Genomic DNA, 26204 nt, shown 5'->3' with positions numbered 1-26204 from the left:
GACTGGGCCCATGACTCCCGCTGAGAAGGACCTGAACACCTTGCTGGCGACCATGCGGCCGGTGGTGCGCGAGGGCGAGTACGTCTATGCGCTGTGGCCGCACGGCAAACCGCTGGCCGGCCACATTGCGGCCGCGGTCCGGGAGGCCGAGGGTTTGACCGTGGTGCTGCCGCGGGCCGACGCCGATGCCCTGGGCCTCAAGTACGACTTCGTGGCGGCCTGGATCACCCTGCAGGTGCATTCCTCGCTCGAAGCGATCGGACTTACTGCTGCCGTCAGTGCCGCCCTGACCGAGGCCAAGATCAGCTGCAACGTGCTGGCCGGATTCCACCACGACCACCTGCTCGTTCCGGTGGCCGATGCCGAACGCGCCCTCGAGGTGCTCCACGAGCTCTCCGCGGACAGCCGCAGCGCGAACGGCGGCGGGCAGTTGCCGGTGCCGAAGCTGGTCCTGCGCGGCGAACAGCCCGAGGACCGGCCGGCGCTCCTGGCCCTCACCGCAGCGGCCTTCTCCATCTCGCCGGTCACGGGCCTGCCGGTTGAAGGGGAGCCGGAGGAAGTGGACCTGCTGCGGCGGCTCTTCGATTGCGGGGAGTACCTGCCGGATTTCAGCATTGTCGCCGAGCTGGATGGTGAGATCGTGGGCCATGTCATCAGCACCCGGGGCAGGGCGGGGGAGCTGGAGCTGCTGGGGCTGGGCCCGATCGGGGTGGTGCCGCGGCTGCAGCGGCACGGAATCGGATCGGCGCTGATGAAGGAAACCATCGACCGTGCGAATGCCGCGGGGGAGCGGGGCATTGCGTTGCTCGGCAGCCCGGAGTATTACGCCAGGTTTGGCTTCGTGCCTTCCACCTCGCTCGGCGTGCAGGCGCCGGATCCGTCCTGGGGCGACCATTTCCAGCTGCTGCCGCTGGCGCTTTGGCCCGGCGGGGTCAGCGGGACGTTCCGCTACGCCGAGCCCTTCGACGGGGTGCCGGCGGCGTCGTAGGGAGCCGTGGCCGGGATACCATTGACCGGGCGCCCCAGTAGCCCAATTGGCAGAGGCAGCGGACTTAAAATCCGCGTGTTGTGGGTTCGAGTCCCACCTGGGGCACTTCATAATTGCCGCACTGCGCGCCACAATTGCTGCTCGCGGCCCCGGCAGGCGCCTTGGGGCGCCGGGGGTGGTGGGCCCTGGCGTGGCCTCCCGGGCCGCCCCCAAGCCAATCACCGCGCTTTTCCCGTACGCTGATTTCCTCTATGCAACGAGTGTTATAAGGATGTGACCGTAGTCACTTATTTTCGGGCGGAAATTGCATTAGCTTGAATCTAAATCAGGAACACCTGATCTTTCGCATCAAAGGCCGTTCGCACCTTTAGATCGAGGAGATTTCTCTATGACTTCACTCCCCCAGGTGGCGCCGCGCATCGCTAAGCTCACAGTGCTTAGCCTCGGCGTCGCCCTTCTGGCTACGGCTTGTGGCGGTACGTCCACCGCGCCGGCGTCAAGCGGCTCGGCATCCGCCCAGGCCGCCGGCATCGCTTGCCCGGCCCCGAGCGCAACCGGAGGCTCCACCAGCTCGGCCAGCGCGGCAGGCTCCGTGCCCGCGTCCTCGACCACCACGGATACCCCGCTCAAGATCGGCTCGCTCCTGCCGACCACCGGTTCCCTTGCCTTCCTCGGCCCGCCCGAAATCGCAGGCGTGAACCTTGGCATCAAGGAAATCAACGACGCCGGCGGCGTCCTCGGCAAGCCGGTCCAGGTCATCCACCGCGACTCGGGCGACACCAAGACGGACATCGCCACCCAGTCCACCACCGCGTTGCTGGGCCAGGGTGTCAGCGCCATTGTCGGTGCCGCCTCCTCGGGTGTTTCCAAGACCGTGATCAACCAGATCACCGGCGCCGGAGTCATCCAGTTCTCGCCGGCCAACACCTCGCCGGACTTCACCACGTGGGACGACAAGGGCCTCTACTGGCGCACCGCTCCGTCGGACGTCCTGCAGGGCAAGGTCCTCGGCAACTACATGGCCACCTGTGGCGCCCAGACCGTTGGCATGATCGTATTGAACGACGCTTACGGCACGGGTCTGGCAAAGAACGTCAAGTCGGCCGTTGAATCTGCCGGCGGCAAGGTTGTGGCGGAAGAGCTCTTCAACGAAGGCGATTCCCAGTTCAGCAGCCAGGTGGACAAGGTCCTCGCGGCCAAGCCGGATGCCATCGCCCTGATCACCTTCGACCAGGCCAAGAGCATCGTCCCGCTGATGACGGGCAAGGGCATCAAGCCCACCCAGATCTTCATGGTGGACGGCAACATGTCCGACTACAGCAAGGATTTCAAGGCAGGCACCCTGAAGGGCGCCCAGGGCACCATCCCGGGCACCTTCGCCAAGGATGACTTCAAGAAGAAGCTCCTCGCCATCGATCCGGCGCTCAAGGACTACAGCTACGCAGGCGAGTCCTACGACGCCGTGAACCTGATCGCACTGGCTTCTGAAGCCGCCAAGAGCACCAAGGGCGTGGATATCGCCAAGCAGCTCAAGGCGGTCTCTGAAGGCGGCGAGAAGTGCAACAACTTCGCCTCCTGCGTCACCCTGCTCCGTAACGGCAAGGACATCGACTACGACGGCCAGTCCGGCCCCGTAACGTTCTCCGACGCCGGTGACCCGACGGAAGCCTACATCGGCATCTACGAGTTCCAGGATGACAACAGCTACAAGCCCGTCAAGGAAGAATTCGGCAAGCTGTAAAGCCGCTCTCCAAGACAAACAAGAGACCCCCGTCCCCTCCGGACGGGGGTCTCTTGCGTGCCGGAAGCAGGGAGGGGAGCGGGGGCGAAGGACGCGACCGGGCCTAGGCGTCACGCAGGTCAGTCCTTCGGGCCGCCCCGTTCAGTTCGACCCCGCAGAACCAGCCCAACCCGCCGGGTGGAGGCCCAAGACTCTGCTGCGCGTGACGCCGTCGCATAGCCGGGGAGGGGTTCCGACGGCGCGCTGTGGCCGCCGGGGCTAAAGCAACGGATGGAGGCTACGGAATCGGACAAAGGCTGCTCGGATCCGGGCTGCGTCTGTCCGGAACCGCCGCGGAAACCTGGCTTGGGTGCCGCAGAGCGTTCGGCGAGAGTCACGCAGAGGGTGACGGGGGCAGGCGCCGAGCAAGTGGCTGTCGCCGGAGCCCTGCGGGGACCCTGGGCGCCCGGGACGGCACCCACGGGAACCGGACACGCGCCGGGCATGCAGAAGGGCCGCCACCGGCTGGTGACGGCCCTTCTGGACAGCGATGGCCGGACTAGTCGACCGTGTCCGCCAAGGTGCCCAGGTACAGCTGGATGACCTTGGGATCCTTCATGAGTTCCCGGCCGGTTCCCGTGTACGCGTCCTTGCCCTGGTCCAGGACGTAGCCGCGGTCGCAGATCTGCAGGCAGCGGCGCGCGTTCTGCTCCACCATGATCACGGAGACGCCGGCCCGGTTGATCTCGTGCACCCGCAGGAAGGTTTCGTCCTGCTTGACGGGGGAGAGGCCTGCCGAGGGCTCGTCGAGCAGCAGCACGGCCGGGTCCATCATCAGGGCCCGTCCCATGGCGACCATCTGGCGCTCACCGCCGGAGAGCGAGCCGGCGCGCTGGGCCCGGCGCTTGGCCAGCTCCGGGAACAGCTCCGCGACGAAGTCGAACCGCTTGGCGAAGTCCTTAGGGCGCTGGAACATGCCCATCTGGAGGTTCTCTTCGATGGTCAGGGCCGCGAACACGTTGTTAGTCTGCGGGACAAACCCAACGCCCCGGCTGACCAGCTTGTTGGCCTTCAGCCCGGTGATGTCCTGGCCGCGGACCACCACGGAGCCGGAGTGGACCTTGACGAGGCCGAACATGGCCTTCAGCAGGGTCGACTTGCCGGCGCCGTTGGGACCGATGATGCCAATCAACTCACCCTTGCGGGCCTCGATGCTGCAGCCGTTGAGGATGTTGACGCCCGGGATGTAACCGGCCACCAGGTCGGTGACCTTGACGACCGAATCGCCCTCGTATGCGTTCTTCGCGGCGGTGGCCGCACTCGTGGCGCTCATTCTGTGTCCTTCTCTGTCCGGTTCGGCTCAACGCGGTTCGGCTCTGTCCGGTTCGGCTCGCCGAGGCCCGGTTCCTCGGCACTTCGCCGGCCGTGCGCCGCACCGTTGGCGGTGTCGTGCCCGGGCGCCTCCGTCACGAGCACGTCGGCGGAGATGATGCCCGCGTTCTCGGTGCCGACGATTGATTCCTCGTCCGCCTCGAGTTCGGCTGCGAGCACCTTGATGCCTTCCGAATCGCCAAGATCCACGTCGTGGTGGGCGCCCAGGTAGGCGTCAATCACGGCCGGGTTCTTCATGACCTCAGCGGGCGGCCCCTCGGCCACGATCTTCCCCTCGGCCATCACCACCACCCAGTCGGCGATGTGGCGGACCATGTGCATGTCGTGCTCGACAAACAACACGGTCATGCCCTCGGCCTTGAGGTTCTTGATGTGGTCCAGCAGGGACTGGGTGAGCGCCGGGTTGACGCCTGCCATCGGTTCGTCCAGCATCACGAGCTTCGGACGAACCATCAGCGAACGGGCCATTTCGAGGAGCTTGCGCTGGCCGCCGGAGAGGGACGCCGCGTAGTCGTCCTTCTTGGCGTCGAGCTTGAACTTCTCCAGCAGCACGTTGGCTTCTTCGGTGATCTTCTTTTCCTGGCCGCCCCAGATCCCCTTGAACAGGGCCTTGGAGAGCTTCTCACCGGATTGGTGTGAAGCGCCCAGCCGCATGTTTTCCATGACGGTGAGCTTGCCCATGACCTTGGTCAGCTGGAAGGTGCGGACCATGCCCATGCGGGCCACCTTGTAGGAGGAGACGCCGGCCAGGCTGTTTCCTTCGAACTGCCATTTGCCCGTGTTCGGCGTATCGAAGCCCGTCAACAGGTTGAACAGGGTGGTCTTGCCGGCACCGTTGGGGCCGATCAGGGCCGTGATCTTGTGCCGCGGGATCTCGAGGTATTCGACGTCGACGGCGTTGATGCCGCCGAAGCTGCGGGTGACATTTTCCGCCACCACAATCGGGTCGCGCTTCTTGCAGCCGGGAGCAATCTCGCCGGCCGCAATCGGACGCGTGTCCGTCATGTAGTCGATGCCCTCCGCGGTCTCGGTGGACCCGAGGCCGGGCTTTGGTTCTTCGCTGTGCATGCTCATGCGAACGCCAGCTCCTTCTTATTGCCGAAGACGCCCTGAGGCCTGAAGATCATCAGCAGCATCAGCGCGATGCCGACCAGGATGTAACGCAGCTGGCCGGCCTGGACCGTGTTCAGCCACGTGACCGCGCCCGATTCGATCAAGCCGTACAGCACGCCCTGGGTGAGCGACAGCACGACCCAGAAGATCATCGCCCCGACGACGGGTCCCAGCACGGTGCCGAGACCGCCGAGCAGCAGGCAGGTGTAGAGGAAGAAGGTCAGCTCGGTGCCGTAGTTGGCCGGCTGCACCGCACCGCGGGGGAGGGTGAAGACCATGCCCGCGAGGGCTCCGAGCACGCCGCCGATGACGAGGGCCTGCATCTTGTAGGAGTAGACGTTCTTGCCAAGCGAGCGGACCGCATTCTCGTCTTCACGGATGCCCTTGAGGACGCGGCCCCAGGGGCTGCGCATCAGCAGCCAGACCAGCAGGCAGCAGACGATCACCAAGGCCCAGCCGACGACGCGGATGAAGAAGTCGCGGTTGTTCATCCCAAAGTAGGACCCTTCGGGGAACGGGTTCATGGCGTAGAAGTCGCCTTCGAAGGCGGCCAGGCCGTTGGCGGAACCGGTCACCGAGGTGAGCTGGTTCGTGGTGACGATGTAGCGGACGATTTCCGCGGCCGCGATCGTCACGATGGCGAGGTAGTCGGCCCGCAGCCGGAGTGTGGGGATGCCGAGCAGCAAGGCGAAGATCGCCGAGCAGACGACGGCGATCAGCAGGCCCACGAAGAACGGCACGTGGAACGTCAGGGTGGAGATGGCGAAGCCGTAGGCTCCCACCGCCATGAAGCCGGCCTGGCCGAAGTTCAGCAGGCCCGAGTAGCCGAAGTGGACCGCCAGGCCGAGCGCGGCAAGCGCGTACGCCGCCGTCGTCGGGCTGAACAGCTCACCGGCAGCGCTGGAAAGAATGAATCCGAAGTCCATGTCTGTCTCCTAACCCACGCGCTCGCGGCGGCCCAGGATGCCCTGAGGCCGGAACAAGAGGACAACGATCATGATGAACAGTGCTCCCACGTACTTGAGGTCGGCGGCGAGGCCGAAGACGGTGGTCAGCTCCACGAAGATGCCGACGATGATGGATCCGAACAGGGCGCCCCAGACGGTGCCGAGGCCGCCGAGGGTCACGCCGGCGAAGATGAGCAGCAGGATCTGCGAACCCATATCGAAAGTGACGCCGGGACGGTAGTACGCCCAGAGAATGCCGCCGAGCGAGGCGAGCATGCCGCCGGTGACCCAGACGATCCGGATAACCGCGTCGACGTCGATGCCGGAGGCCGCGGCCAGTGCCGGGTTGTCGGCGACCGCGCGGGTTGCTTTGCCCAGCCGGGTCTTGAGCAGTACGACGCCGAGGACGGCGATGACCACGACGCTGATGAGCAGGGACCAGAGGTTGTTGGGCGAGATGGAGACCGGCCCGATCTGGATTTCCGCGCTCTGGGCGAAGGGCAGCTGCTGGGTGGCGCCGCCGAAGTAGAACTGGATCACGTAGCGGACGGCCAGGGCGAGGCCGATGCTGACGATCATCATCGGGACCAGGCCGGTGCCGCGGCGCCGCAGCGGCTTCCACAGCCCGGCGTCTTGGACGTAGCCGAAGAGCCCGCCGCCGAGGAGGGCGAGGATGATGGAAAGCCAAAACGGCAGGTTCATGGCGTTGAAGCCGAAGACGAGGACGGCGCCAAGCGTGACCATCTCGCCGTGGGCGAAGTTGGTCAGGCCGGTGGTACCGAAGATCAGCGACAACCCCACCGACGCGAGGGCGAGCAGCAGGCCGAAGCTCAGGCCCGCCACCAGGCGGTTAAGCAGGTTCTGGCCGAAGTCTTCCTGCTGGACCACGATGCCCTTGCCGAAGGCGAAGATCACCGAAAGATTGGATGTCTGGCTGAAGCTGACCTTGCGGGGGTTTTCCTGGCCCTCGGCGAGCTTGATGCCCTGGGGCAGGGTTTTCACGTCCAGTTCGACCTCGTAGGTCCCCTGGGTGGGGACGCCGATGGTCCAGGAACCGTTGGGACCCGATTTGGTTGTTCCGGTAAAGTCGCCGCTCTTAGCGGTGATGCTGACACCAGCGAGCGGGGCGCGGTCATCACCGCGGAGGAAGCCGCTGATGCTGTTTTGGAACGAGGTGCTCGACGGGGATGGTGTCGGCGAGGGGGTCGCGGCCTGGGATGCCGGGGCGACGACGAGCAGAAGGGCGGCCACGGCGGCGAAAAGGGCCCCCACAGCTTTCAGCATTCTGCCGCGCCGTCGCTGCGACAGGCCTCTCGGTGTGCTTCTCAAATTGAAAACCTCCACATGGGGGTGGTCTGGGTTGCGCCATTGCAACCGCTGCGAACGGTCAGGGGACGAGGGTAGAACGGATACTTCGATGCGATGGAGCGGTTCTTGCTTGTGATGTTCGTCACCCTGTTGGGCCAATGTTACAGGCCGGGCGGGGTAACTAATGCCGCTGCGAGCAGGCAGAACGTCGCGATCGCGTAACAACCGTGAAGCCGGCGCCCAAGCGGGATTTAGCCGAGCTAAAGAAAACTTTTGTTGTTCCCGAGGATTCCTAAACATTCGCGAAGAAGCGCTTCACCGGGGCGGAAGCAGGGCGGGGGCGGGCCGCCCCAGATCACGGTTTTGTTGCGGCGGGAACCCGAAGGGAACTATCCCTGCCTGCCGGGCGTGGGAATTGGTAGCGTGAGTCATAACGATCCTCACCACCGATCATCACCTACCCCCTTAATTTGGAGGACACCAGCAATGGCACTTGGCGGAAACCCGATCTTCAACGGAAAGAACTTCCGTGGAGCCACCCAGGCACCGCCTGCCCCGCAAGCGCCGTACGGGCAGAGCTACGGCCAGAACCAGTACGGCCAGAACCCGTATGGCCAGGGCCAGTTCGGCCAGGCCCAGGCCGGCTGGAACCCGTCGCAGCAGGCGATGAGCAGCGACCAGCTGCAGGACATGTACAACCGCCCGGCGGCCGGACCGGCCGACAGCGGCCGCATGACCTTCGATGACGTCATCATGAAGACGGCGGCCTGCCTCGCCGCCGTGATCGCCGGCGCGGCCGTCACCCTCGTGGTGGCGCAGGGCCTCGCCTCGATGCTGATGATTGTCGGCGCGCTGGGCGGCTTTGTCCTGGCCCTCGTCAACACCTTCAAGAAGCAGCCCTCGCCGGCGCTGATCCTGGCCTACGCAGCCCTTGAGGGCCTGTTCCTCGGCGGCCTGACCCGGATCCTCGACGGGATGTTCCCCGGCGTCGGCCTCCAGGCCGTGATCGGGACGCTCTCCGTCTTCGCCGTGACCCTGGTGTTGTTCAAGAGTGGCAAGGTCCGCGCGACGCCCCGGGCCATGCGCTTCTTCATGATCGCGATGATCGGCTACGCCGTCTTCGCGCTCGTCAACATGGTCATGATGTGGACCGGCGCCGTGCAGACCCCGTTCGGCCTGCGTACCCAGGTGGAGCTCTTCGGGATCCCGCTGGGTGTCTTCATCGGCCTGCTCGCGATCGGCCTCGCCGCGTTCTCCCTGATCATGGACTTCACCAGCATCGAAGCCGGCGTCCGCAGTGGCGCCCCGCAGCGCTTCTCCTGGACCGCGGCGTTCGGCCTCACGGTCACCCTCGTCTGGCTCTACGTCGAGATCATCCGCCTGCTGGCCATCCTGCGCGGCGACGACTAGCCGGCAGCCGCACAACAGCACGACTTATGAAGCGGGCCCCGCCGGATGGCGGGGCCCGCTTCATGCCTTCCCCTCGGGCCAGCCTCAGGCCGGCTTCAGTCCAGCCTGCGGGCTCCCGCCGCGGGGCGGACGCGGAAGACCTCCGGGGCGGCGTAGCCGGCGCGCGCGAAGGCCCGCCCGACGTCGGAACGCACCCGCTGCTCCGCGCCTGCCGGGGTAAGGGCGATCGCGGCGCCGCCGAAGCCGCCGCCGGTCATCCGGGCGCCGATGGCGCCGCCGGCGCGGGCTGTGTCCACCGCGAGGTCCAATTCGGGGCAGGAAATTTCGAAATCGTCCCGCATCGAGGCGTGCGAGGCGTCCAGCAGCGCGCCGATGGCCTGCGGCCCGTCGCCCTCGAGGAGTTCCACGGTCTGCAGCACGCGGTCGTTCTCGGTGACGACGTGGCGGACCCGGTGGAACGTTTCCGTGTCCAGCAGCCCGGCAGCCTCCTCGAGATCCCTGACCCCGACGTCGCGCAGCGCCCGGACGCCGAGCACATCGGCGGCCAGCTCGCAGGACGCGCGCCGGGCCGCGTAGCCACCGCCGGCATGCGAGTGCGAGACCTTCGTGTCGATCACCAGCAGCACCAGGCCGGCTGCCTCGGCGTCGAACGGCACCAGCCGGACGCTCTGGTCCCGGCAGTCGAGGAACACGGCCCGGCCCGCGGCGCCCCGGAGCGAGGCCGACTGGTCCATGATCCCGGTGGGGGCTCCGACAAAGTCGTTCTCCGCGCGCTGGGTGGCCAGGACCATGTCCTCCACGCTGAGCCCTGCGCCGGTCAGCTCGTTGACGGCCAGGATGATGGCGCATTCGATGGCATGCGAGGAGGACAGCCCGGCTCCCCGCGGCACGTCGGAGTCCAGCAGCAGGTCCAGTCCGGGGACGGCGATACCGCGCTGCTCGAGGGCCCAGAGCACGCCGAGCGGATACTTGGTCCAGCCCCTGGCCGTGGCGGGGTCCAGGACGCAAGCGTCCGCCGTCGTCAGCCCTTGGTTTCCGAACGTGGACAGCATCCGCAGCGTGGAGTCGGGCCGGAGCCGGACGGCCACCCGGGCGGTCCGGTCGATGGCGAACGGCAGCACGAACCCCTCGTTGTAATCCGTGTGTTCGCCGATCAGGTTGACCCGCCCCGGGGCCTGCCAAACGCCGTCCGGGGCGGCCCCGAAGACCTCCTTGAACCGCGACCGAAGTTCCTTGGTGCCCGGCGGGGGGTTCATAGGGTGCTGCTTTCCGTGGGGACTGGGTAACCCTTGGCGGCTGCGTCGCGCAGCCGGGCCGCGACGGCCTCCGGCGTGGTGTCGTTGATGAATGCCCCCATCGCTGCCTCCGAGCCGGCCAGGTACTTGAGCTTGTCCGCGGCGCGGCGGGGCGAGGTCAGTTGCAGGTGCAGGTAGCCGGCGGGGCGTAGCAAACTGTCCAGCGGCGCCTGCTGCCACGCGGCGATGTACGGGGTGGGGGTGGGGTAGAGGGCATCCAGGCGCCGCAGTAGGTCCAGGTACAGCTGTGCGAGTTCGTCCCTCTCGTCGCCGTCGAGGGCGGCGAGGTCGGGGACCTGCCGATGCGGGACGAGGTGGACTTCCAGCGGCCAGCGGGCGGCGAAGGGCACGTAGGCGCTGAAATGCCGGCCCTCGAGGACCATCCGGCTGCCGTCCGTGCGCTCGGCGCGCAGCAGCGATCCGGTGAGCGTGTCCCGGCCCCCGGCGTCGTCGTAATGTTTCCGCGCGGCGGCGGCCAGCACGGCCGCGCGCGGCGGCAGGTAGGGGTAGGCGTAGATCTGGCCGTGCGGGTGGTGCAGCGTGACACCGATTTCCGCGCCGCGGTTCTCGAACGGGAACACCTGCCGGATCCCGGGCAGCGCGCTGAGCGCCGCAGTGCGGACGGCCCAGGCCTCCACCACGGTACGGGCACGAACCTCGCCGAGGCCGCCGAAGGAACCGGTATGGTCCGGGGTGAAGGAGACCACCTCGCAGCGCCCGTACGCCGGCACGCTGGTTTCCCATGCCGGCTGCGCCGGGAGCTGGCCGAGGTCGGGGCCCAGCGAGGGGAAGCGGTTTTCGAAGACCGCGACGTCGTAGTCCGGCGCCGGGATTTCCGAGGGGTTGGCCGAGGTGCTCGGACACAGCGGGCACTCATCGGCCGGCGGAAGGTGCGTCCGGGACTGGCGGTGCGCGGCGATCGCCACCCATTCGCCGGTCAGCGCGTCGAAGCGCAGCTCGCCGGCGGCGGCCCGTCCGTCCAGCTCCCGGCGGTCGTCGTGGGCCTGCGGCCGACGCCGCCGCGTGCCTGAATCGGCGGCTGCCTCCCCGGCGGCATCATCGAAGTAATAGAGCTCCCGGCCGTCGGCGAGGGTGCCTTGGGTGATGCTGTTGGCGCGCATTCCATCATTCGATCAGACTTCACGACTTTCCGGCAAAGCCCCGCCGTGTACGGGCGGGCACACGGTTCGGTACCGTGGTGCCCATGGACCTCCCTGCTTCCCCGGCCTCCCCAGACCCTTCCGTCGCCGCAGTTTCCGCTGCCGCAATTTCCGCCGCAGGCGGACCGGGCACCTCCACCCGGCGCTACGCGAGCGGCAGGCAATACGAACTGCGCCGGGGCGACGCCCTGGCCGTGGTGACCGAACTCGCGGCCGGCCTGCGGCTCTACAGCCGTGCGGGCACCCAACTGACCGAGAGCTACGGCGACGCCGACATCCCGCCCGGCGCCACCGGGATCACGCTGGCGCCGTGGGCAAACCGCGTGGAAGACGGCATCTGGTACCTCAACGGGAAGAAACAGCAGCTCGATATCACCGAGGTGGCCAGAAACAATGCCAGCCACGGGCTGCTGCGGAACGCCTCCTACGAGTTGGTGGAGGAATCGGAATTCTCCGTGACCCTTGAGGCGGCTGTGTTTCCGCAGCACGGCTACCCGTTCCTGCTGCGGCACCGGGTGCGCTACGAACTGGAGGAGGACCTGGGGCTCACCGTCCGCCAGACGCTGATCAACGATTCGCAGGAGCCGGCCCCCTTCGTCCTCGGCGCGCACCCGTACCTGCGGCTGGGGGAGGTGCCGAGCGAAGAACTCACCGTGACCGTCAGCGGCCGCACCCGGCTGGTGACCGACGAGCGCCTGATTCCGCGCAGCACCGAGCCGGTCGCCGGCGACTTCGACCTCCGGGCGGGCCGGCTCGCCGGGGACCTCGACCTGGACTGCGCGTACACGGACCTGGACTTCGACGGCGGCCTGGCACGCAGCACACTGCGCGCCGCCGACGGCCGCAGCGTAAGCCTCTGGCAGGACGAGCACTGCCGCTACGTCCACGTCTTCGTCACCGGCAAGTTCCCGGGCCGGACCACGGCCGTGGCGCTTGAGCCCATGACCGGACCGGCCAACGCCTTCAACAGCGGCGACGGCCTGGGCTGGCTGCCTGCGGGGGAGTCCTTCACGATGAGCTGGGGAATTACTGCCTCCCTCGGCAGCTAGCCGGCCAAAGCCCCGCTGCCCGTACCCTTGCCCGGATACCCCGGCTCGTTCCGCGCCGTTTCCTTTGCGCGCCGCACTAGGGAATTATGGGGCTATGACGCCAGCTGAGGACGCCACCCAACGACCCGACTCCGAGCTCCCCGGATATGCCGCGCCCGGCCTTTCCGCCCCTCCTGCCGGCCCCGCCGCCGGCGTAGCTGCCGGAGTGCCTGCCGGCCCGGTGCCGGGCGCTGCCCCGACGGCACCGCGGGCCCGCAGCGACCGGGAACTGGACGAGGACATCCCCTACGGCGTGCGGATTGCGGCGTCGTGGGCGTGGCGGATCGGCCTGATCCTGCTTGTCACCGGCGTGCTCGTCTGGCTGCTCAGCAAAATCAGCTTCCTCATCATCCCGGTGATGGTCGCCGCCCTGCTGGCCGGACTGCTCAGCCCGGTCACCCGCTGGCTGCGCAGGCGCCGGGTGCCCAACGGCGCCGCCGTCGCCATCACCCTGCTCGGCTTCATCGGGGTTATCGCCGGCGCGCTCGCCCTCGTCGGCCGCCAGCTCACCGCCGGCTTCGGCGAGCTCTGGAGCCAGGCGCTTACGGGCCTGCAACAGGTCCAGACCTGGCTGGCCGACGGCCCGCTGCACCTGACTGCCGCCCAGATCGACACCTACGTCAAGGAAGGAGCCGACGCGCTGCAGAAGAACAGCAGCAGCATCCTCAGCGGCGCGCTGACCTTCGGCAGCACCGCCGGGCATTTCGCCGCCGGGCTCCTGATTGCCTTGTTCGTCACGATCTTCTTCCTGCTCGAAGGCGAACGGATCTGGGGGTTCCTGGTCCGGCTGATGCCGCGGAAGGCCCGTCCGGCCGTTAACGGCGCCGGCCGGCGCGGCTGGACCTCAATGGTCAGCTACACCCGGATCCAGATGTTCGTGGCCTTCGTGGATGCCTTGGGGATCGGTGTCGGAGCAGCGATCATCGGCGTCCCGCTGGCCCTGCCGCTTGGCGTGCTGGTGTTCATCGGTTCGTTCATCCCGCTGGTCGGCGCACTCGTCACCGGCGCAGTAGCCGTGCTGCTGGCCCTTGTGGCCAACGGCCTGGTCAACGCCCTCATCATGGTCGGTATTGTGCTGCTGGTCCAGCAGCTGGAAGGCCATATCCTGCAGCCCCTGGTCATGGGCAAGGCCGTCTCGCTCCACCCGGTCGCCGTCATCCTGTCCGTCGCCGCGGGTTCCTACCTCGCCGGCATCCCGGGCGCCCTGTTCTCCGTGCCGATCCTCGCCGTAGCAAACTCGGCCATTCGGTACATTGCGGCCAGAACGTGGGAACATGATGGGGAGCTGGCAGCCGCAAGCCCGCAGGGAGCCCCTGCCCTTGCCGGCGCCGGCCAGGACCCGGGCTTCAGGGAGGTCCACCGCCCTGGCGCCGACGCCGGAACCCCTAAAGGAGACTAGTTCGTGAATACCCTCGAGAGCCTGCCCGTCACGTTGGACGATGTCCTGGAGGCGCAGAAGCTGCTCGACGGGATTATTACGCGGACCCCGGTGGAGTCCTCCCGGGCGCTGGGCAGCATCGCCGGCGGCGACGTCTACTTCAAGTGCGAGAACCTGCAGCGCGCCGGTTCCTTCAAGGTGCGCGGCGCCTACGTCCGGATGGCCAAGCTCTCCGCGGAGGAGAAGAAACGCGGCGTCGTCGCGGCATCGGCCGGCAACCACGCCCAGGGCGTGGCCGTCGCGGCGAAGTCCCTCGGCATCAAGGCCCGCATCTACATGCCGCTCGGCGTCGCCCTGCCCAAGCTTGCCGCGACGCGCAGCCACGGCGCCGAGGTGGTGCTGCACGGCCACAACGTCGACGAGGCGCTGGCCGAGGCCAAGCGCTACGCGGACGAATCGGGCGCCGTCTTTGTCCACCCCTTCGACGACGTCGACGTCGTGGCCGGCCAGGGCACCGTGGGACTGGAAATCCTCGAGCAGATCCCGAACGTGGACACCATCCTGATGGGCGTCGGCGGCGGCGGCCTGCTGGCGGGCGTCGCGGTGGCCGTGAAGGCAAGGGCCAAGGAACTCGGCCGGGAGATCCGGATCATTGGCGTGCAGGCCGAAAACGCCGCCGCCTACCCGCCCTCACTCGCCGCCGACGCCCTCGTCCCGCTCAAGCGCGTCTCCACCATGGCGGACGGCATCGCCGTCGGCCGGCCGGGGCAGCTGCCCTTCAGCATCATCCGCGAGCTCGTCGACGACGTCGTCACCGTCAGCGAGGACGCGCTGGCCCGGGCGCTGATCTTCCTGCTGGAACGGGCCAAGATGGTGGTCGAACCGGCCGGCGCCGTGGGCGTGGCCGCCCTGATGGAAGGCAAGATCGAAAACCCCGGGACCACCGCCGTCGTGCTCTCCGGCGGCAACATCGATCCGATGCTCATGCTCAAAGTCATCCAGCGCGGCCTCTCCGCCGCCGGCCGCTACATGACCGTGCGGATGATGCTGGACGACCGGCCCGGCTCGCTCGCGACCATCGCCCGGATCATCGCCGAAAACGACGCGAACGTGACCGGGCTGGACCACACCCGGGTGGGCGGCTCGATCAGCATGGGCGACGTCTCCATCACCGTCAACCTGGAAACCAAGGGCCACGAGCACTGCGAGCAGGTCCTCGGCGCGCTCCGGGCCGAAGGATTCCAGCCGATCGTGGTGCACTAGGCGGCCGCCGTGCTAGAAGCGTCCAAGGCCGAGCGGCGGGATACCCCCGCTGCCCGGGCCCGGCTGGGCCTGCTGGTGGTGGGCTCCTTCGTGCTGTTGCTCTACGCGATCGAGATCGTCAACTCCCTGACGATGCATTCGCTGAACGCCACCTTCGGACTGCGCCCGCGCTCCGCCGACGGGCTGCTGGACATCCTGACCTTCCCGCTGCTGCACGCCAACCTGGCCCACCTGCTCTCCAACACCCTGCCGCTGATCATTTTCGGGTTCCTGGTGTTCCTGTCCGGCGTGCGGGTCTTCGCCACGGCGCTGGCCTCCAGCTGGCTCGGCTCGGGAGCGGCGGTGTGGCTGATCGGCGGGTTCAACATCACGGTGGGAGCGTCCGGGCTGGTCTTCGGGCTCTTCGCATTCCTGCTGGTACGGGGCTTCTTCAACCGCCACTGGGGCCAGATCCTGCTCTCGCTGGTGCTCTTCTTGGCCTACGGCGGCATCCTCTTCGGCATGCTGCCCATCGTGGCGGGCTACGTCTCCTGGCAGGCGCACCTGGGCGGGGCCGCCGGCGGCGTCGTCGCGGCCCTGCTGCTGAGCCGGCGCCGGTAGTTAGAGCCGATACGGTAATTAAACGGCGACGCCGGCCCTCCCGTTGCAGGGGAGGGCCGGCGTCGAGCACTGGTGCTGTTAGCCGACGTACGGCTTGGCGGAGATGATCTCCACCGTGATGTCCTTGCCGTTCGGGGCGGTGTAGCTGAGCTTATCGCCTTCCTTGTGGCCGACGATGGCGGAACCCAGCGGGGACTTCTCGCTGAAGACGTCCAGCTCGGAGTCGCCGGCGATCTCGCGGGAGCCCAGCAGGAAGGTCTCTTCGTCCCCGGCGATCTTCGCCACGACGATCATGCCGGCCTCGACAATGCCGTCGTCGGCAGCGGCCTCGCCCACGTGCGCATCGCGGAGCAGCACGGTCAGCTGGCGGATGCGGGCCTCGATCTTGCCCTGCTCTTCCTTGGCCGCGTGGTAGCCGCCGTTCTCCTTGAGGTCGCCTTCCTGGCGGGCGGCTTCGATCTTCTGAACGATGTCTGCACGCCCGGCGCCGGAGAGGTGGTCCAGCTCTGCCTTCAGGCGGTCAAAAGCTTCCTGGGTAAGCCAAGCTGCAGTTGCGCTGTTGGTGGTCGACACGGACTTCTCCTTTTGATGGTCAAACAAGCTGGTCAAACAAGCAAAGACCCCGCCACGGTGGCCACTTATGGATCTCAGTAACCAGCTCAGCGGGGCAGGGGTATTGATCCATTGTAGTCAATGCTGTGGATAAACCCAAGAACCGCTGCGGCGCAGATCACACTGTGTTGCGCCTTGAGCCCTGCCCGGGCCCGGGTTCCGGGCCCGATTCCTTCGGGATGCGGCTACTTCGAGGCGTCCGGAATCCAGCAGTTGTCCACGACGGCGGACACGGCCTGCGATTCGGTGCGGATGGTCACCCGGTGCACGGTGGTGCGGCCGCCGTCGGCGCCGGCATCGACGGCGTTGGGACCGACGTCGACGACCTTCCAGCCGATGACGGCGAACTTGGCATCCAGGGCCTTGACGGCGCACTTGGCGGCCGTGGCCGGATTCTTGGTGACCTGGAAATCCGCCTCGGCCACGGTGGCGTCGGGCGTGCTGTAGCCGATGTCCTTGAAGCTGACGGATTCGGTGGAGGCCGACGTCGAAACCCACGCCATGAAGCCGATTCCGGCCGCGAGGGCAGCGATCAGGATGTTGCGCTTGGTCCTGCCGCCCAGTGTGCGCTTTTGGCCGCCGTAGCGATTGGCTAGGCTGGTAGGTGCCGGCGCGGGCGCGGCAGGCTGCTCCTCGGAAGTCACCAGTCCAGTTTAGTGTGGATCGGGCAGGGGAATTTCCGCACCGCCGTTCCGCCCGCGCAGCACCGACCCCGCAGAAGAAAGAGGAGCCGTCCAACGATGACAGCGTCCCCCAGCCCGTCAGCCAAGCTTCGGCTGCTCGCCGTCCACGCGCACCCCGACGACGAGTCCAGCAAGGGCGCCGCGACGATGGCCATGTACGCCGCCTCCGGCGTCGAAGTCATGGTGGCCACCTGCACCGACGGCTCCCGCGGCGACATCCAGAACCCGGCGATGGAGAGTGCGCCGCACCCCAAACGGGACATGGCGGGCGCCCGCCGGCTGGAGATGGACAACGCGGCCAAGGTCCTCGGAATCCGCCAGCGCTGGCTGGGCTTCGTCGACTCCGGCCTGCCCGAAGGCGACCCGCTGCCTCCGCTTCCGGTCGGCTCGTTCGCCACGCTGCCGCTGGAGCGGGCCGCCGCCCCGCTGGTCCGGCTGGTCCGCCACTTCAAGCCGCAGGTCATCCTCAGCTACGACGAGAACGGCGGCTATCCGCACCCGGACCACATCATGGCGCACCGGGTCGCCGTCGAGGCCTTCGAAGCCGCCGGCGACCCGGCACGCTACCCCGGAACCGGCGAAGCCTGGGCACCCAGCAAGCTCTACTACGACCGTGCGTTCAGTCCCGAACGCTTCCGCGCCCTGCACTACGCTCTCGAGGAAGCCGGCCTGCAGTCGCCGTACGCCGAGCGGCTCGCGGCCTGGCTTGAGGCGGACGCGGAAGGGCACACCCCGCCCGCGCCCACGCACCCCACCACCACCCAGATCGAGTGCGGGGACTTCTTCGAGGCCCGCGACGACGCCCTGCGCTCGCACCGCACCCAGATCGATCCGGAGGGCTTCTTCTTCGCGGTGACGCCGGCAATGCAGCGGCAGACCTGGCCGTGGGAGGACTACTCGCTGATCCAGTCCCGGGTCCCCACCGACGTGCCCGAGACGGACTTCTTTGCCGGGCTAAGATAGTTCCAGCAGGGACTTCTATGCCGCGTAGAAGAGTGGTACCGGAAGACCCGCAAAAGACGTTCCCCACAGAAGGTTCCCACCGTGCATTCCTTGTTCATCGCCCTGGCGGCTTCCCCGGCACCGACACCGACGCCGTCGCTGCGCCCGGGACTCGACCAGGACCAGGTCACCCCGGGCCTGCTGGGTTTCCTGCTGACCGCGTTCATCGTGGTGCTAACGGCGCTGCTGATTGTGGACATGGTGCGCCGGATCCGTCGGGTCCGTTACCGGGCGCAGGTGGAGGAAGAGTGGGCCGCCGCCGAGGAAGCCGGACAGGTCCAGGCCGGGCAGCCCGGGGGCGGCAGCCTGGGGGGATACCCGCAAACCGGCGACGGCGCGGACATCCGGCCGGAAGCCAACGGTGATGCAGGGTCCGGGAACCGCTGACCGCGGCGCCTCCGATGCCTCACCCTGGGCGGCCAACGCCCTGGGCGGGGAACCCTCCGCCTATCTCCGCCAGCACGCCGGCAACCCCGTGCACTGGCAACCCTTCGGCGACGAAGCGTTCGCGTTCGCCGCGGCCCGGGACGTTCCGGTGTTCCTGTCGATCGGCTACGCCGCCTGCCACTGGTGCCATGTCATGGCCGGCGAGTCCTTCGAAGACCAGGACACCGCCGACTTCCTGAACGCCAACTTCGTCCCCGTGAAGGTGGACCGGGAGGAACGCCCCGACGTCGACGCCGTCTACATGGCCGCCACGCAGGCCATCAGCGGCGAGGGCGGCTGGCCGATGTCAGTCTTCCTGCTGCCTGACGGCCGGGCCTTCCACGCCGGCACCTACTACCCGCCGCGGCCGATGCCCGGCAGGCCCTCCTTCCGCCAGGTGCTGGAAGCCGTCCGCGAGGCCTGGCTGGAACGCCGCGACGCCGTCGAGCAGAACGCCGCCACGCTGGCGCGCGGCATCGCCGCCGCGCAGTCCGCGTCCGCCGTCCGCTTGGACGCGCCCGCGGCCGTCCTCGACCCGGCCCTGCTTTCCGCGGCGGTGCGCGCCCTGGCCCGCTCCGAAGATGCCGCGGGAGGCTTTGGCGCCGCGCCCAAATTCCCGCCGTCGGCCGTCCTGGAGTTCCTGATCCGGCACGCAGCCACGGCCTCCGACACTGCGGAGGCGGCCCGGGACGTGGCGGGCCGCACGCTCGCCGCCATGGCGCGTTCGGCACTGTTCGACCAGCTCGACGGCGGCTTTGCCCGCTACTCCGTGACGCGCGACTGGTCCGTGCCGCACTTCGAGAAGATGCTCTACGACAACGCCCAGTTACTTCGCGTCTACGTCCACTGGGCCCGTCTCGGCGGCACGGACGGGTACCCGGCCGCGGAGGCCGCCGCCGTCGCGGGCAGCACCGCGGACTGGATGCTCGACTCGCTGGGCCTGGCCGGTGCGGCGGCGCAAGCTAGCCAAGGCGGCGCCGAAGGCCCGGCGGCGCTTGCGTCGTCCCTCGATGCGGACACCGTGGTGGACGGGGTGCACTCCGAGGGCGCCAGCTATCTGTGGACCCCCGGAGAACTGGCGGAGCTGCTGGGGCCCGCGGACGGCGCCGCCGTGGCCCGGCTGATGCATGTCTCCGATGCCGGCACCGTGTCCGAAGCCGGGTCGCCGCTGCATCCCGGCCACGCGCTGGACGGCCCGGAAGGCGCGTTGTGGCAGCGGGTCCGGCCCGTGCTGCGGCTGGCCCGCGCGGCGCGGCCGCAGCCTGCCCGGGATGACAAGGTGGTGGCCGGCTGGAACGGGCTGGCCCTCGCGGCGTTGGCCGAGGCCAGTGCCGTGCTGGGCCGCCCCGAATTGCTTGGCGCGGCCGAGCGGATCGCCGGCTACCTGGAACGGGTGCACTGGACCCCGGGTCAGGGCGGGGAGCCCGGCCGGCTGCTCCGGGTGTCCCACGACGGGTCTGCCCGCGGGATCGGCGGCCTGCTGGAGGACTACGCCTTTTGCGTGGAGGGCCTGTTCGCGCTTTACGCCGTCTCCGGGCGGACGCGATGGTATGCCCTGGCCGAGGCCATCCTGGCGTCCGCCTGCACCCGGTTCGCGGCCGGTGGGGCGCTGCGAGACGCCGCCGGGGAATCAGCACAGGTCCTCAACGCCCAGGGGGGCCGGGCCGGAATGGATCCCTTCGACAACGCCACCCCCAGCGGTGCGGCCGCATTTGCCGGGGTCCTGCTGTCCTCTGCCGCGCTGTCCGGATGCTCGGAGCGCCGCGCCATGGCCGGAAACATCCTGTCCCTGCTGCCGCCGCTAGCCACCAACGCACCCCGGGTGGCCGGGTGGCTGCTGGCCACGGCGCAGGCCGCGCTGGCGGGCCCGGTGGAAGCCGCCGTAGTCGGGGCCGGCACGCCGGAGCGGACGGCGCTGCACCGCGCGCTGCTGCTCTCGCCCAGCCCGGGACTGGTGATTGCGCTCCAGGACCCGGCAGGGGACGCCGGGGGCGGCCAGGTCCCCCTGCTCCGCGGCCGCACTGCGGGGCCGGGCGGGTCGCCGCAGGTCTACCTGTGCCGCGGCATGGTCTGCGACCTTCCGGCGGGTTCTGTCGCCGCGCTCCGTGCCCGGCTGGCTACCATGGCGGAATGACTTTTGCCCTGGGGGACCCGGCTCCCTTTGACCTGGTGGTATTTGACTGCGACGGCGTCCTGGTGGACTCGGAGGTGATCTCGGTCCAGGTGGACCAGCGGGTCCTGGCCGACCTTGGCTGGGAGCTGGAGATCGAGGAAATCGTGCGGCGCTTCGTCGGCCGGAGCGAGGCCAACTTCATCGCCACCGTCGAACGGGAACTGGGCATCGAACTGGCCGAAGGCTGGGACAGGACCTACCAGACGTGGTACCACGATGCCTTCGAACGCGAGCTCACCACCGTCGACGGCGTGGAGGAGGCCCTGGACCGGCTCCGGCTTCCGCACTGTGTTGCCTCCAGCGGCAGCCACGCGAAGATGCGGCGGACACTGGGCCGGACCGGGCTGCTAGACCGTTTTGCCGGCCGGATCTTCAGTGCCACGGAGGTGGCCAACGGCAAGCCGGCCCCGGATCTTTTCCTGCATGCGGCCGGGGTGCTCCGGACCGCGCCGGAGCGCTGCGCCGTCGTCGAAGACAGTGCCTACGGGGTGCAGGCGGCGCGGGCCGCGGGGATGCACGCGTTCGCCTATGCGGGCGGAGTGACCCCCGCGGAATGGCTCGCCGGCCCCGGCACCACGGTCTTCCACGACATGCGCCAGCTCCCGGAGTTGATTGCCGCGGGCCGGCCGGGCTGAGGGTGGCGCCGGCGCTGGATTTCCCCAACTTTGGAGTGGGCGCCCGGTGTGTCGGGCCGGAACCCCGGCGATTCCCGGCGTCTGGAATTCAAAGGTGGGGAGAATCCAGTCCGGCCGGCGGGCCGGCGGCCCGGCCGGGCTCAGCGGTCAGCCCAGGACGGCGATCGCGATCGCGATGTAGTGCGCGGCGAAGGCAAAGACCGTGAAGGCATGGAATAGCTCGTGGAAGCCGAAGTGCTCGTAGCTGAAATTCGGCTTCTTCAGCGCGTAGAACACGGCGCCGGCAATGTAGAGGGCTCCGCCCACGCAGATCAGCACGGCGGCAGGGGCGCTGGCGGCGAAGAAATCGGGCAGGTAGAACAAGGCCCCGCAACCCAGGGCGATGTAGATCGGCACGTAGAGCCAGCGCGGGGCGTGGGTCCAGAACAAGCGGAAGAGCACCCCGAGCACCGCGCCGGACCAAATTACCCACAGCAGCAGCACGGCCTTGGGCCGGTCCAGGAGCGCCCAAGCCAGCGGTGTGTAGCTGCCGGCGATCACCAGCATGATGTTCGTGTGGTCCAGCCGCTTCAGCACGATTTTGACCCCGGGGGACCAGTTCCCGCGGTGGTAGACAGCGCTGACGCCGAAGAGCAGCACCCCTGTGAAGGCATAGACCGCCGAGGCGGTCTTCAGCTCGGCGGTCGGGGCCAGAAGTACCAGCACCAGGCCTGCAGCAAAGGCCAGTGGCGCCGTGACGGTGTGGATCCAGCCGCGCCATTTCGGCTTGATCATCAGGAGCTCGGCGATCCTGACGGCGGCGTCGTCCACCGGGCTGCTTTCCCGGCCCTTGGGGCTGTTTTCGCTGTGCGCGGACCGCTCGGATCCGGGCTCCGGACTGGTGCTCTCCATGCCGCAATAATAACCTACGGTCCGGTAAGTTACCCGCGGGTAACAAGGTCCGCGGAGGAAAATCGCGACCGCGGTGTGCGCGGTACCTGCCCTCCGGCGGGTAGCCTAGGAATGCACTGACGTCAGACCTCAAGGAAGCCAGGTGAATCTCCGGATGGAACTGCCCGGGTTCCTGTATGGCTTCTACGAGCGCAGCCTCCAGCGCTCCCTTGACCCGGAGCGCGTCCCCAAGCACATCGGCGTCATGGTCGACGGCAACAGGCGCTGGGCCCGGCAGTTCAACGCCCCCACCAGCCAGGGCCACCAGGCCGGCGCGGACAAGATCCACGAATTCCTCGGCTGGTGCCAGGAGCTGGGGATCAAAGTCGTCACGCTCTACATGCTCTCCACGGACAACATGAACCGCTCCGGCGAAGAGCTGGACCTGCTGATGGGCATCATCGCCAACACCCTGGACCGCCTCGACGAAGACGCCGACATCTCGGTGCACGCCATGGGCGCCCCGGAACTGCTGCCGGACTACCTCGCCGAGCGGCTCAACAAGCTCACGGCCCGCACCCCCGTGCACGAAAAGATCCACGTCAATGTCGCCGTCGGCTACGGCGGCCGCCGGGAGATCGTCGACGCCGTCCGCGAACTGCTGCACGACGCCGTCGCCCGCGGCGCCGACATCGGCAAGCTGGCCGACGAACTCAGCGTCGACGACATCTCGCGTTTCCTCTACACCCGCGGCCAGCCCGACCCCGACCTCGTGATCCGCACCTCCGGGGAGCAGCGGCTGTCCGGCTTCCTGATGTGGCAAAGCGCCTACAGCGAGTTCTACTTCTGCGAGGCCCTGTGGCCGGCGTTCCGCAAGGTGGACTTCCTCCGCGCGCTGCGCGACTACGCCGGCCGGCAGCGCCGCTTCGGTTCCTGACACGGTTCATCCGGGCTTCACCTGATGTATTCAAGAATCGCCGAAAAATAGATCGGCAATGCGCGGGCCATGGACGTACGTTAATCCCATCAGCGGGCAAACCGCCGGCTGATCGGGGAGGCCAGTACATGGAGCGGAAGTTCGCACCGGATGTATGGGAGGCCGCGTCCGGCCTCGAGGCCGAGCCGCCTCACCAATAACAATTCCGGGCCAGCGGCCCGGGGCTGGAGTCGATGTGGCTATTTCTGCAGAACTGCCCGGCGTCATTTCCGACCAGGGCAAGAAAGCTGCCTCTCGCGCCAAGCGAGCCACTTCCAAGACCGGCGCAGCGCATTCCGACGCTGCGGCCGGTCTTGCTGTTTCCGGGGAAGGAACAGCAAGCCGGGAGGCCGCCCGAAGCTACGTGATCGACACCTCCGTGCTGCTTTCGGACCCGCGGGCGCTGCTGCGCTTCGCCGAGCATGAGGTGATCCTGCCGATCGTTGTCATCACCGAGCTTGAAGGCAAGCGGCACGACCCGGAACTGGGCTACTTCGCCCGCAAGGCGCTGCGCCTGCTCGACGACCTCCGGGTGGAGCACGGCGGCCTGGACCGCGCGATCCCGCTGGGCAACGACGGCGGCACCCTGATGGTCGAGATGAACCACATCTCTGCCGAGGTGCTCCCGGCCGGATTCCGCGGCGGCGACAACGACAGCCGGATCCTCGCCGTCGCCAAGAGCCTCGCCAACGAGGGCCGCGACGTGACCGTGGTGTCCAAGGACCTGCCGATGCGGGTCAAGGCCTCCGCCATGGGGCTGCTCGCCGACGAATACCGCAATGAGCTCGTCAAGGACTCCGGCTGGACCGGCATCGCCGAGATCGACGCCGCCGAGGACGAGCTGGCCACGCTCTACGGCCACGAACCGGTCTTCATCCCGGCCGCGGCCGAACTTCCGGTGAACACCGGCCTGGTGCTTCTCTCCAACCGCGGCTCCGCCCTGGGCCGGGTCGGAGCCGACAAGCAGGTCCGCCTGGTCAAGGGGGACCGGGACGTCTTTGGCCTGCACGGACGCTCGGCCGAGCAGCGGCTCGCGATCGACCTGCTGATGGACCCGTCCGTGGGCATCGTGTCCCTCGGCGGGCGGGCCGGCACCGGCAAGTCCGCGCTGGCCCTGTGCGCCGGCCTGGAAGCCGTCCTGGAACGGCGGGAGCACCGCAAGGTAATCGTGTTCCGGCCGCTCTACGCCGTCGGCGGCCAGGAACTCGGCTACCTGCCCGGCTCCGAGTCCGAGAAGATGAACCCCTGGGCGCAGGCCGTCTTCGACACCCTGGGCGCGTTGGTCAGCGAGGAAGTGGTGGAGGAGGTCATGGACCGCGGCATGCTCGAAGTCATGCCGCTCACGCACATCCGCGGGCGTTCACTCCACGACGCGTTCGTGATCGTGGACGAGGCGCAATCCCTCGAGAAGAACGTCCTGCTCACCGTGATGAGCCGGATCGGCCAGAACTCCAAAATCGTGCTGACCCACGACGTCGCCCAGCGCGACAACCTCCGGGTGGGACGGCACGACGGCGTGGCAGCCGTCGTCGAAACCCTCAAGGGCCACCCGCTCTTCGGCCACATCACCCTCACCCGTTCCGAGCGCTCGCCGATCGCTGCGTTGGTGACGGACATGCTCGAGGGGGCGGAGATCTAGCTCTGTCGATTTCAGCTCGCCTGGGTTTGGGGCCGTGGTCGGGTTCGCCCGCCACGGCCCTTTCGCCGTCGCTTAGACACGTCCCATCGGCCCCGACGGTCGCGGGCGACCTCTGGGGGGCCGATGTGCCGCGATGCGCGACTACGCGAAAGGCCCGCGGCGCGGCTGGCGAGCTTCCCATCTGCGCGGGGCCGCAAATTCGCCTCGGGTTATCCGATGCCCAGGAACTTCGCGGTGGGGTCGTGGCCTTGGACTTCCAGGGTCCAGTCGGGGCGTTTGAAGGTGGCGGGGGTGAGGCGGACCCGTTGGGAGTCCTGGAGTTCGCCGCCCCAGTTGGCGCGGGTGATGCCGTTGAGCTCGTAGCCGAGGGAGCGGGAGACGCCGAGCGACCGCTGGTTCCAGGCCGCCGCCTCGGATTCGGCGACTTCGGCGCCGAGCCAGTCAAAGGCGTAGAGGGCGACGGCGGCCCGCATTTCCTTGCCCAGTCCGCGGCCCTGGACGCTTTGTCGGAGCCAGGAGCCGGTGCTGACCGTCTTCAGGGTGGCGAAGTCCTTGGCTTCGACGTCCTGGCAGCCGACGAACTCGCCGTCGTGCCAGACGCCTAGCAGCAGGGTCCATTCCTGCGGGGACATATTCCCGCGGCAGCGCCAGTACCACTGCGCCATGTTCGGGCCGAGCTCCCGGGCCGGCATTTCCGCCCAAGGCCGGCTGAACGGGCTGCGGCCTGGTTCGTGGACGCCGCTCAGGGCTGCCTGCACCGCGGCCGGGATGTCCTCGTCGCGGATGGGCCGGAGCGTGAGGCGGGGCGTGGCCAGCGAGAGGGCGAACGGGGGCCAGTAGGAGTCGGGCGCGGTCATCCCGGAAGCCTAACGGCGGGGCGCGGTGGCCGCCAGTCACACGCCGACCCTGGCGGGGAGCGGCACGGACACGGCAAAATCCAGTAGCATCCGAGGGTGATCCATCGACTCGGCGAACTTGGGGGAGCCGCCCCGCTGGCCTTCTGGCTGGCGCTGCTGGCGTGCGCGTACTTCGCCGTCATGGCTGCCCGGCTGACGGTCATCGACGTGCGGCACCACTTGCTGCCCAACCGGATCATCTTTCCCTCCTACGCGGTCGCGGGCGTGCTCCTGGTCGGCGCTGCCGCGGCGCAGGCGGTGGCGGGGGTCCCGACCGCAGCGTTAGCGTCAGCGCAGGACGGCGGGGCCGGGCTGTTCGGCGTGCCGGGGCTCCGGGTCGTGGCCGGCGGGGCCGTCCTCTGGCTGTTCTACTTCATCCTGCGGGCCGTCTATCCGGCGGGGATGGGCTTTGGCGACGTCAAGCTCGCCGGCGTACTGGGCATGTACCTCGGGTTCCTCGGCTGGGGGCAGGTCTTTGCCGGAACGTTTGCGGCGTTCCTGTTCGGCGGACTCTGGAGTATGGCGTTGCTCGTTTCGCGGCGCGGAACGCTGAAGTCGGACATTCCGTTCGGCCCCTTCATGCTGGCCGGGACTGCGGCCGCGATGCTGTTGCCCGGAGGTTAGGCTGGC

At 68.3% G+C, this 26204-nt stretch carries 24 protein-coding genes and 1 tRNA gene; 15 read left to right on the top strand and 10 right to left on the bottom strand.

Going from position 1 to position 26204, the window contains the following annotated elements:
* Positions 1 to 10 precede the first annotated feature (10 nt).
* From AB4Y91_RS10955 to AB4Y91_RS10945, 3 genes are all read left to right on the top strand, one after another.
* Positions 11 to 988 carry an N-acetyltransferase gene (locus tag AB4Y91_RS10955; RefSeq protein ID WP_441418499.1) on the top strand — a complete coding sequence of 326 codons (978 nt, stop codon included), beginning with the start codon at positions 11 to 13 and terminating at the stop codon, positions 986 to 988.
* 31 nt (positions 989 to 1019) lie between these two features.
* Positions 1020 to 1093 (top strand) — tRNA-Leu (locus AB4Y91_RS10950).
* A 283-nt stretch (positions 1094 to 1376) separates the two neighbouring features.
* Positions 1377 to 2729, top strand: a complete 1353-nt coding sequence (locus tag AB4Y91_RS10945) for an ABC transporter substrate-binding protein (protein ID WP_441418498.1) — start codon at positions 1377 to 1379, stop codon at positions 2727 to 2729.
* A gap of 538 nt (positions 2730 to 3267) precedes the next feature.
* Here the strand turns inward: AB4Y91_RS10945 and AB4Y91_RS10940 are convergent.
* Genes AB4Y91_RS10940 through AB4Y91_RS10925 form a run of 4 tightly spaced genes read right to left on the bottom strand, consistent with a single transcriptional unit; the run spans position 3268 to position 7444 of the window.
* Complete coding sequence (locus AB4Y91_RS10940; RefSeq protein WP_175322834.1) at positions 3268 to 4041, bottom strand: ABC transporter ATP-binding protein; 774 nt, start codon at positions 4039 to 4041, stop codon at positions 3268 to 3270.
* Positions 4038 to 5174, bottom strand: a complete 1137-nt coding sequence (locus tag AB4Y91_RS10935; RefSeq protein WP_441418497.1) for an ABC transporter ATP-binding protein — start codon at positions 5172 to 5174, stop codon at positions 4038 to 4040. Before AB4Y91_RS10935 ends, AB4Y91_RS10940 begins: the two co-directional genes overlap by 4 nt.
* The gene (locus tag AB4Y91_RS10930) at positions 5171 to 6139 is read right to left on the bottom strand and encodes a branched-chain amino acid ABC transporter permease (protein WP_441418496.1); all 969 of its coding nucleotides are present in this window, start codon (positions 6137 to 6139) and stop codon (positions 5171 to 5173) included. The genes AB4Y91_RS10935 and AB4Y91_RS10930 overlap by 4 nt, the downstream gene beginning before the upstream one ends.
* Before the next feature lie 9 nt (positions 6140 to 6148).
* A complete protein-coding gene (locus AB4Y91_RS10925; RefSeq protein ID WP_441418495.1) occupies positions 6149 to 7444 on the bottom strand; it encodes a branched-chain amino acid ABC transporter permease in 1296 nt (431 codons plus the stop codon).
* A 510-nt stretch (positions 7445 to 7954) separates the two neighbouring features.
* Here AB4Y91_RS10925 and AB4Y91_RS10920 point away from each other — a divergent pair.
* Positions 7955 to 8878: a Bax inhibitor-1/YccA family protein gene (locus AB4Y91_RS10920; RefSeq protein WP_441418494.1), complete on the top strand. Its 924-nt coding sequence runs from the start codon at positions 7955 to 7957 to the stop codon at positions 8876 to 8878.
* A 95-nt stretch (positions 8879 to 8973) separates the two neighbouring features.
* On the opposite strand, the gene galK is transcribed toward AB4Y91_RS10920, so the two are convergent.
* Both galK and galT read right to left on the bottom strand, forming a co-directional pair.
* Positions 8974 to 10134 (bottom strand): galactokinase, encoded by a 1161-nt coding sequence (gene galK / locus AB4Y91_RS10915; RefSeq protein ID WP_441418493.1) that lies wholly within the window; start codon positions 10132 to 10134, stop codon positions 8974 to 8976.
* A complete protein-coding gene (gene galT, locus AB4Y91_RS10910; RefSeq protein ID WP_441418492.1) occupies positions 10131 to 11294 on the bottom strand; it encodes a galactose-1-phosphate uridylyltransferase in 1164 nt (387 codons plus the stop codon). The genes galK and galT overlap by 4 nt, the downstream gene beginning before the upstream one ends.
* A gap of 83 nt (positions 11295 to 11377) precedes the next feature.
* Here galT and AB4Y91_RS10905 point away from each other — a divergent pair, with 83 nt between their 5' ends.
* From AB4Y91_RS10905 to AB4Y91_RS10890, 4 genes are all read left to right on the top strand, one after another.
* Positions 11378 to 12382 (top strand): aldose 1-epimerase family protein, encoded by a 1005-nt coding sequence (locus AB4Y91_RS10905; RefSeq protein WP_441418491.1) that lies wholly within the window; start codon positions 11378 to 11380, stop codon positions 12380 to 12382.
* Between the two features lie 94 nt (positions 12383 to 12476).
* Complete coding sequence (locus tag AB4Y91_RS10900; RefSeq protein ID WP_441418490.1) at positions 12477 to 13820, top strand: AI-2E family transporter; 1344 nt, start codon at positions 12477 to 12479, stop codon at positions 13818 to 13820.
* 3 nt (positions 13821 to 13823) lie between these two features.
* Positions 13824 to 15062 carry a threonine ammonia-lyase gene (gene ilvA, locus AB4Y91_RS10895; RefSeq protein WP_441418489.1) on the top strand — a complete coding sequence of 413 codons (1239 nt, stop codon included), beginning with the start codon at positions 13824 to 13826 and terminating at the stop codon, positions 15060 to 15062.
* Between the two features lie 9 nt (positions 15063 to 15071).
* Entirely contained in the window at positions 15072 to 15662 is a 591-nt protein-coding gene (locus tag AB4Y91_RS10890) for a rhomboid family intramembrane serine protease (protein WP_441418488.1), read from the top strand.
* A 78-nt stretch (positions 15663 to 15740) separates the two neighbouring features.
* Here the strand turns inward: AB4Y91_RS10890 and greA are convergent, their stop codons facing one another.
* Together greA and AB4Y91_RS10880 are read right to left on the bottom strand one after the other, a co-directional pair.
* Positions 15741 to 16235, bottom strand: coding sequence for a transcription elongation factor GreA (gene greA, locus AB4Y91_RS10885; RefSeq protein WP_138769984.1), 495 nt, complete (start codon positions 16233 to 16235; stop codon positions 15741 to 15743).
* A gap of 224 nt (positions 16236 to 16459) precedes the next feature.
* Positions 16460 to 16918, bottom strand: a complete 459-nt coding sequence (locus tag AB4Y91_RS10880; RefSeq protein WP_441418487.1) for a DUF4307 domain-containing protein — start codon at positions 16916 to 16918, stop codon at positions 16460 to 16462.
* A 96-nt stretch (positions 16919 to 17014) separates the two neighbouring features.
* Here AB4Y91_RS10880 and mca point away from each other — a divergent pair, with 96 nt between their 5' ends.
* From mca to AB4Y91_RS10860, 4 genes are all read left to right on the top strand, one after another.
* Positions 17015 to 17920 carry a mycothiol conjugate amidase Mca gene (gene mca / locus AB4Y91_RS10875; RefSeq protein WP_441418486.1) on the top strand — a complete coding sequence of 302 codons (906 nt, stop codon included), beginning with the start codon at positions 17015 to 17017 and terminating at the stop codon, positions 17918 to 17920.
* Positions 17921 to 18001: 81 nt separating this feature from the next.
* Positions 18002 to 18346, top strand: a complete 345-nt coding sequence (locus AB4Y91_RS10870) for a hypothetical protein (protein ID WP_441418485.1) — start codon at positions 18002 to 18004, stop codon at positions 18344 to 18346.
* A complete protein-coding gene (locus tag AB4Y91_RS10865; RefSeq protein ID WP_441418484.1) occupies positions 18324 to 20519 on the top strand; it encodes a thioredoxin domain-containing protein in 2196 nt (731 codons plus the stop codon). The genes AB4Y91_RS10870 and AB4Y91_RS10865 overlap by 23 nt, the downstream gene beginning before the upstream one ends.
* The gene (locus AB4Y91_RS10860) at positions 20516 to 21193 is read left to right on the top strand and encodes an HAD family hydrolase (RefSeq protein WP_441418483.1); all 678 of its coding nucleotides are present in this window, start codon (positions 20516 to 20518) and stop codon (positions 21191 to 21193) included. Before AB4Y91_RS10865 ends, AB4Y91_RS10860 begins: the two co-directional genes overlap by 4 nt.
* A gap of 147 nt (positions 21194 to 21340) precedes the next feature.
* On the opposite strand, the gene trhA is transcribed toward AB4Y91_RS10860, so the two are convergent.
* Positions 21341 to 21982, bottom strand: coding sequence for a PAQR family membrane homeostasis protein TrhA (gene trhA / locus AB4Y91_RS10855; protein WP_441418569.1), 642 nt, complete (start codon positions 21980 to 21982; stop codon positions 21341 to 21343).
* 256 nt (positions 21983 to 22238) lie between these two features.
* On the opposite strand from trhA, the gene AB4Y91_RS10850 reads away from it, so the two are divergent.
* The gene (locus AB4Y91_RS10850) at positions 22239 to 23000 is read left to right on the top strand and encodes an isoprenyl transferase (RefSeq protein ID WP_346959534.1); all 762 of its coding nucleotides are present in this window, start codon (positions 22239 to 22241) and stop codon (positions 22998 to 23000) included.
* Between the two features lie 235 nt (positions 23001 to 23235).
* Entirely contained in the window at positions 23236 to 24678 is a 1443-nt protein-coding gene (locus AB4Y91_RS10845; RefSeq protein ID WP_441418482.1) for a PhoH family protein, read from the top strand.
* A 209-nt stretch (positions 24679 to 24887) separates the two neighbouring features.
* Here AB4Y91_RS10845 and AB4Y91_RS10840 read toward each other — a convergent pair whose 3' ends face one another.
* On the bottom strand, positions 24888 to 25535 hold the full coding sequence (locus AB4Y91_RS10840) for a GNAT family N-acetyltransferase (protein ID WP_441418481.1): 648 nt from the start codon (positions 25533 to 25535) through the stop codon (positions 24888 to 24890).
* A gap of 96 nt (positions 25536 to 25631) precedes the next feature.
* On the opposite strand from AB4Y91_RS10840, the gene AB4Y91_RS10835 reads away from it, so the two are divergent.
* Positions 25632 to 26198 carry a prepilin peptidase gene (locus AB4Y91_RS10835; RefSeq protein WP_441418480.1) on the top strand — a complete coding sequence of 189 codons (567 nt, stop codon included), beginning with the start codon at positions 25632 to 25634 and terminating at the stop codon, positions 26196 to 26198.
* The last annotated feature ends 6 nt before the right edge of the window (positions 26199 to 26204 follow it).

Origin of the sequence: Arthrobacter sp. YAF16, from assembly GCF_052113385.1 — a bacterium.
Taxonomy (GTDB): Bacteria; Actinomycetota; Actinomycetes; order Actinomycetales; family Micrococcaceae; genus Arthrobacter.
The sequence above is the reverse complement of the archived record's forward strand: the minus strand, read 5'-3'. Positions and strand labels throughout refer to the sequence as shown.

What these genes read in the sequence shown, in the direction of transcription:
- AB4Y91_RS10900 (WP_441418490.1), top strand. Translation starts at nt 12,477, where the DNA reads ATGACGCCAGCTGAGGACGCCACCCAACGACCCGACTCCGAGCTCCCC.
- AB4Y91_RS10925 (WP_441418495.1), bottom strand. Translation starts at nt 7,444, where the DNA reads ATGCTGAAAGCTGTGGGGGCCCTTTTCGCCGCCGTGGCCGCCCTTCTG.
- galK (WP_441418493.1), bottom strand. Translation starts at nt 10,134, where the DNA reads ATGAACCCCCCGCCGGGCACCAAGGAACTTCGGTCGCGGTTCAAGGAG.
- AB4Y91_RS10840 (WP_441418481.1), bottom strand. Translation starts at nt 25,535, where the DNA reads ATGACCGCGCCCGACTCCTACTGGCCCCCGTTCGCCCTCTCGCTGGCC.
- AB4Y91_RS10860 (WP_441418483.1), top strand. Translation starts at nt 20,516, where the DNA reads ATGACTTTTGCCCTGGGGGACCCGGCTCCCTTTGACCTGGTGGTATTT.
- AB4Y91_RS10905 (WP_441418491.1), top strand. Translation starts at nt 11,378, where the DNA reads ATGGACCTCCCTGCTTCCCCGGCCTCCCCAGACCCTTCCGTCGCCGCA.
- AB4Y91_RS10945 (WP_441418498.1), top strand. Translation starts at nt 1,377, where the DNA reads ATGACTTCACTCCCCCAGGTGGCGCCGCGCATCGCTAAGCTCACAGTG.
- mca (WP_441418486.1), top strand. Translation starts at nt 17,015, where the DNA reads ATGACAGCGTCCCCCAGCCCGTCAGCCAAGCTTCGGCTGCTCGCCGTC.
- AB4Y91_RS10930 (WP_441418496.1), bottom strand. Translation starts at nt 6,139, where the DNA reads ATGGACTTCGGATTCATTCTTTCCAGCGCTGCCGGTGAGCTGTTCAGC.
- AB4Y91_RS10935 (WP_441418497.1), bottom strand. Translation starts at nt 5,174, where the DNA reads ATGAGCATGCACAGCGAAGAACCAAAGCCCGGCCTCGGGTCCACCGAG.
- AB4Y91_RS10865 (WP_441418484.1), top strand. Translation starts at nt 18,324, where the DNA reads ATGCAGGGTCCGGGAACCGCTGACCGCGGCGCCTCCGATGCCTCACCC.
- AB4Y91_RS10940 (WP_175322834.1), bottom strand. Translation starts at nt 4,041, where the DNA reads ATGAGCGCCACGAGTGCGGCCACCGCCGCGAAGAACGCATACGAGGGC.
- AB4Y91_RS10955 (WP_441418499.1), top strand. Translation starts at nt 11, where the DNA reads ATGACTCCCGCTGAGAAGGACCTGAACACCTTGCTGGCGACCATGCGG.
- AB4Y91_RS10920 (WP_441418494.1), top strand. Translation starts at nt 7,955, where the DNA reads ATGGCACTTGGCGGAAACCCGATCTTCAACGGAAAGAACTTCCGTGGA.
- galT (WP_441418492.1), bottom strand. Translation starts at nt 11,294, where the DNA reads ATGCGCGCCAACAGCATCACCCAAGGCACCCTCGCCGACGGCCGGGAG.
- AB4Y91_RS10850 (WP_346959534.1), top strand. Translation starts at nt 22,239, where the DNA reads ATGGAACTGCCCGGGTTCCTGTATGGCTTCTACGAGCGCAGCCTCCAG.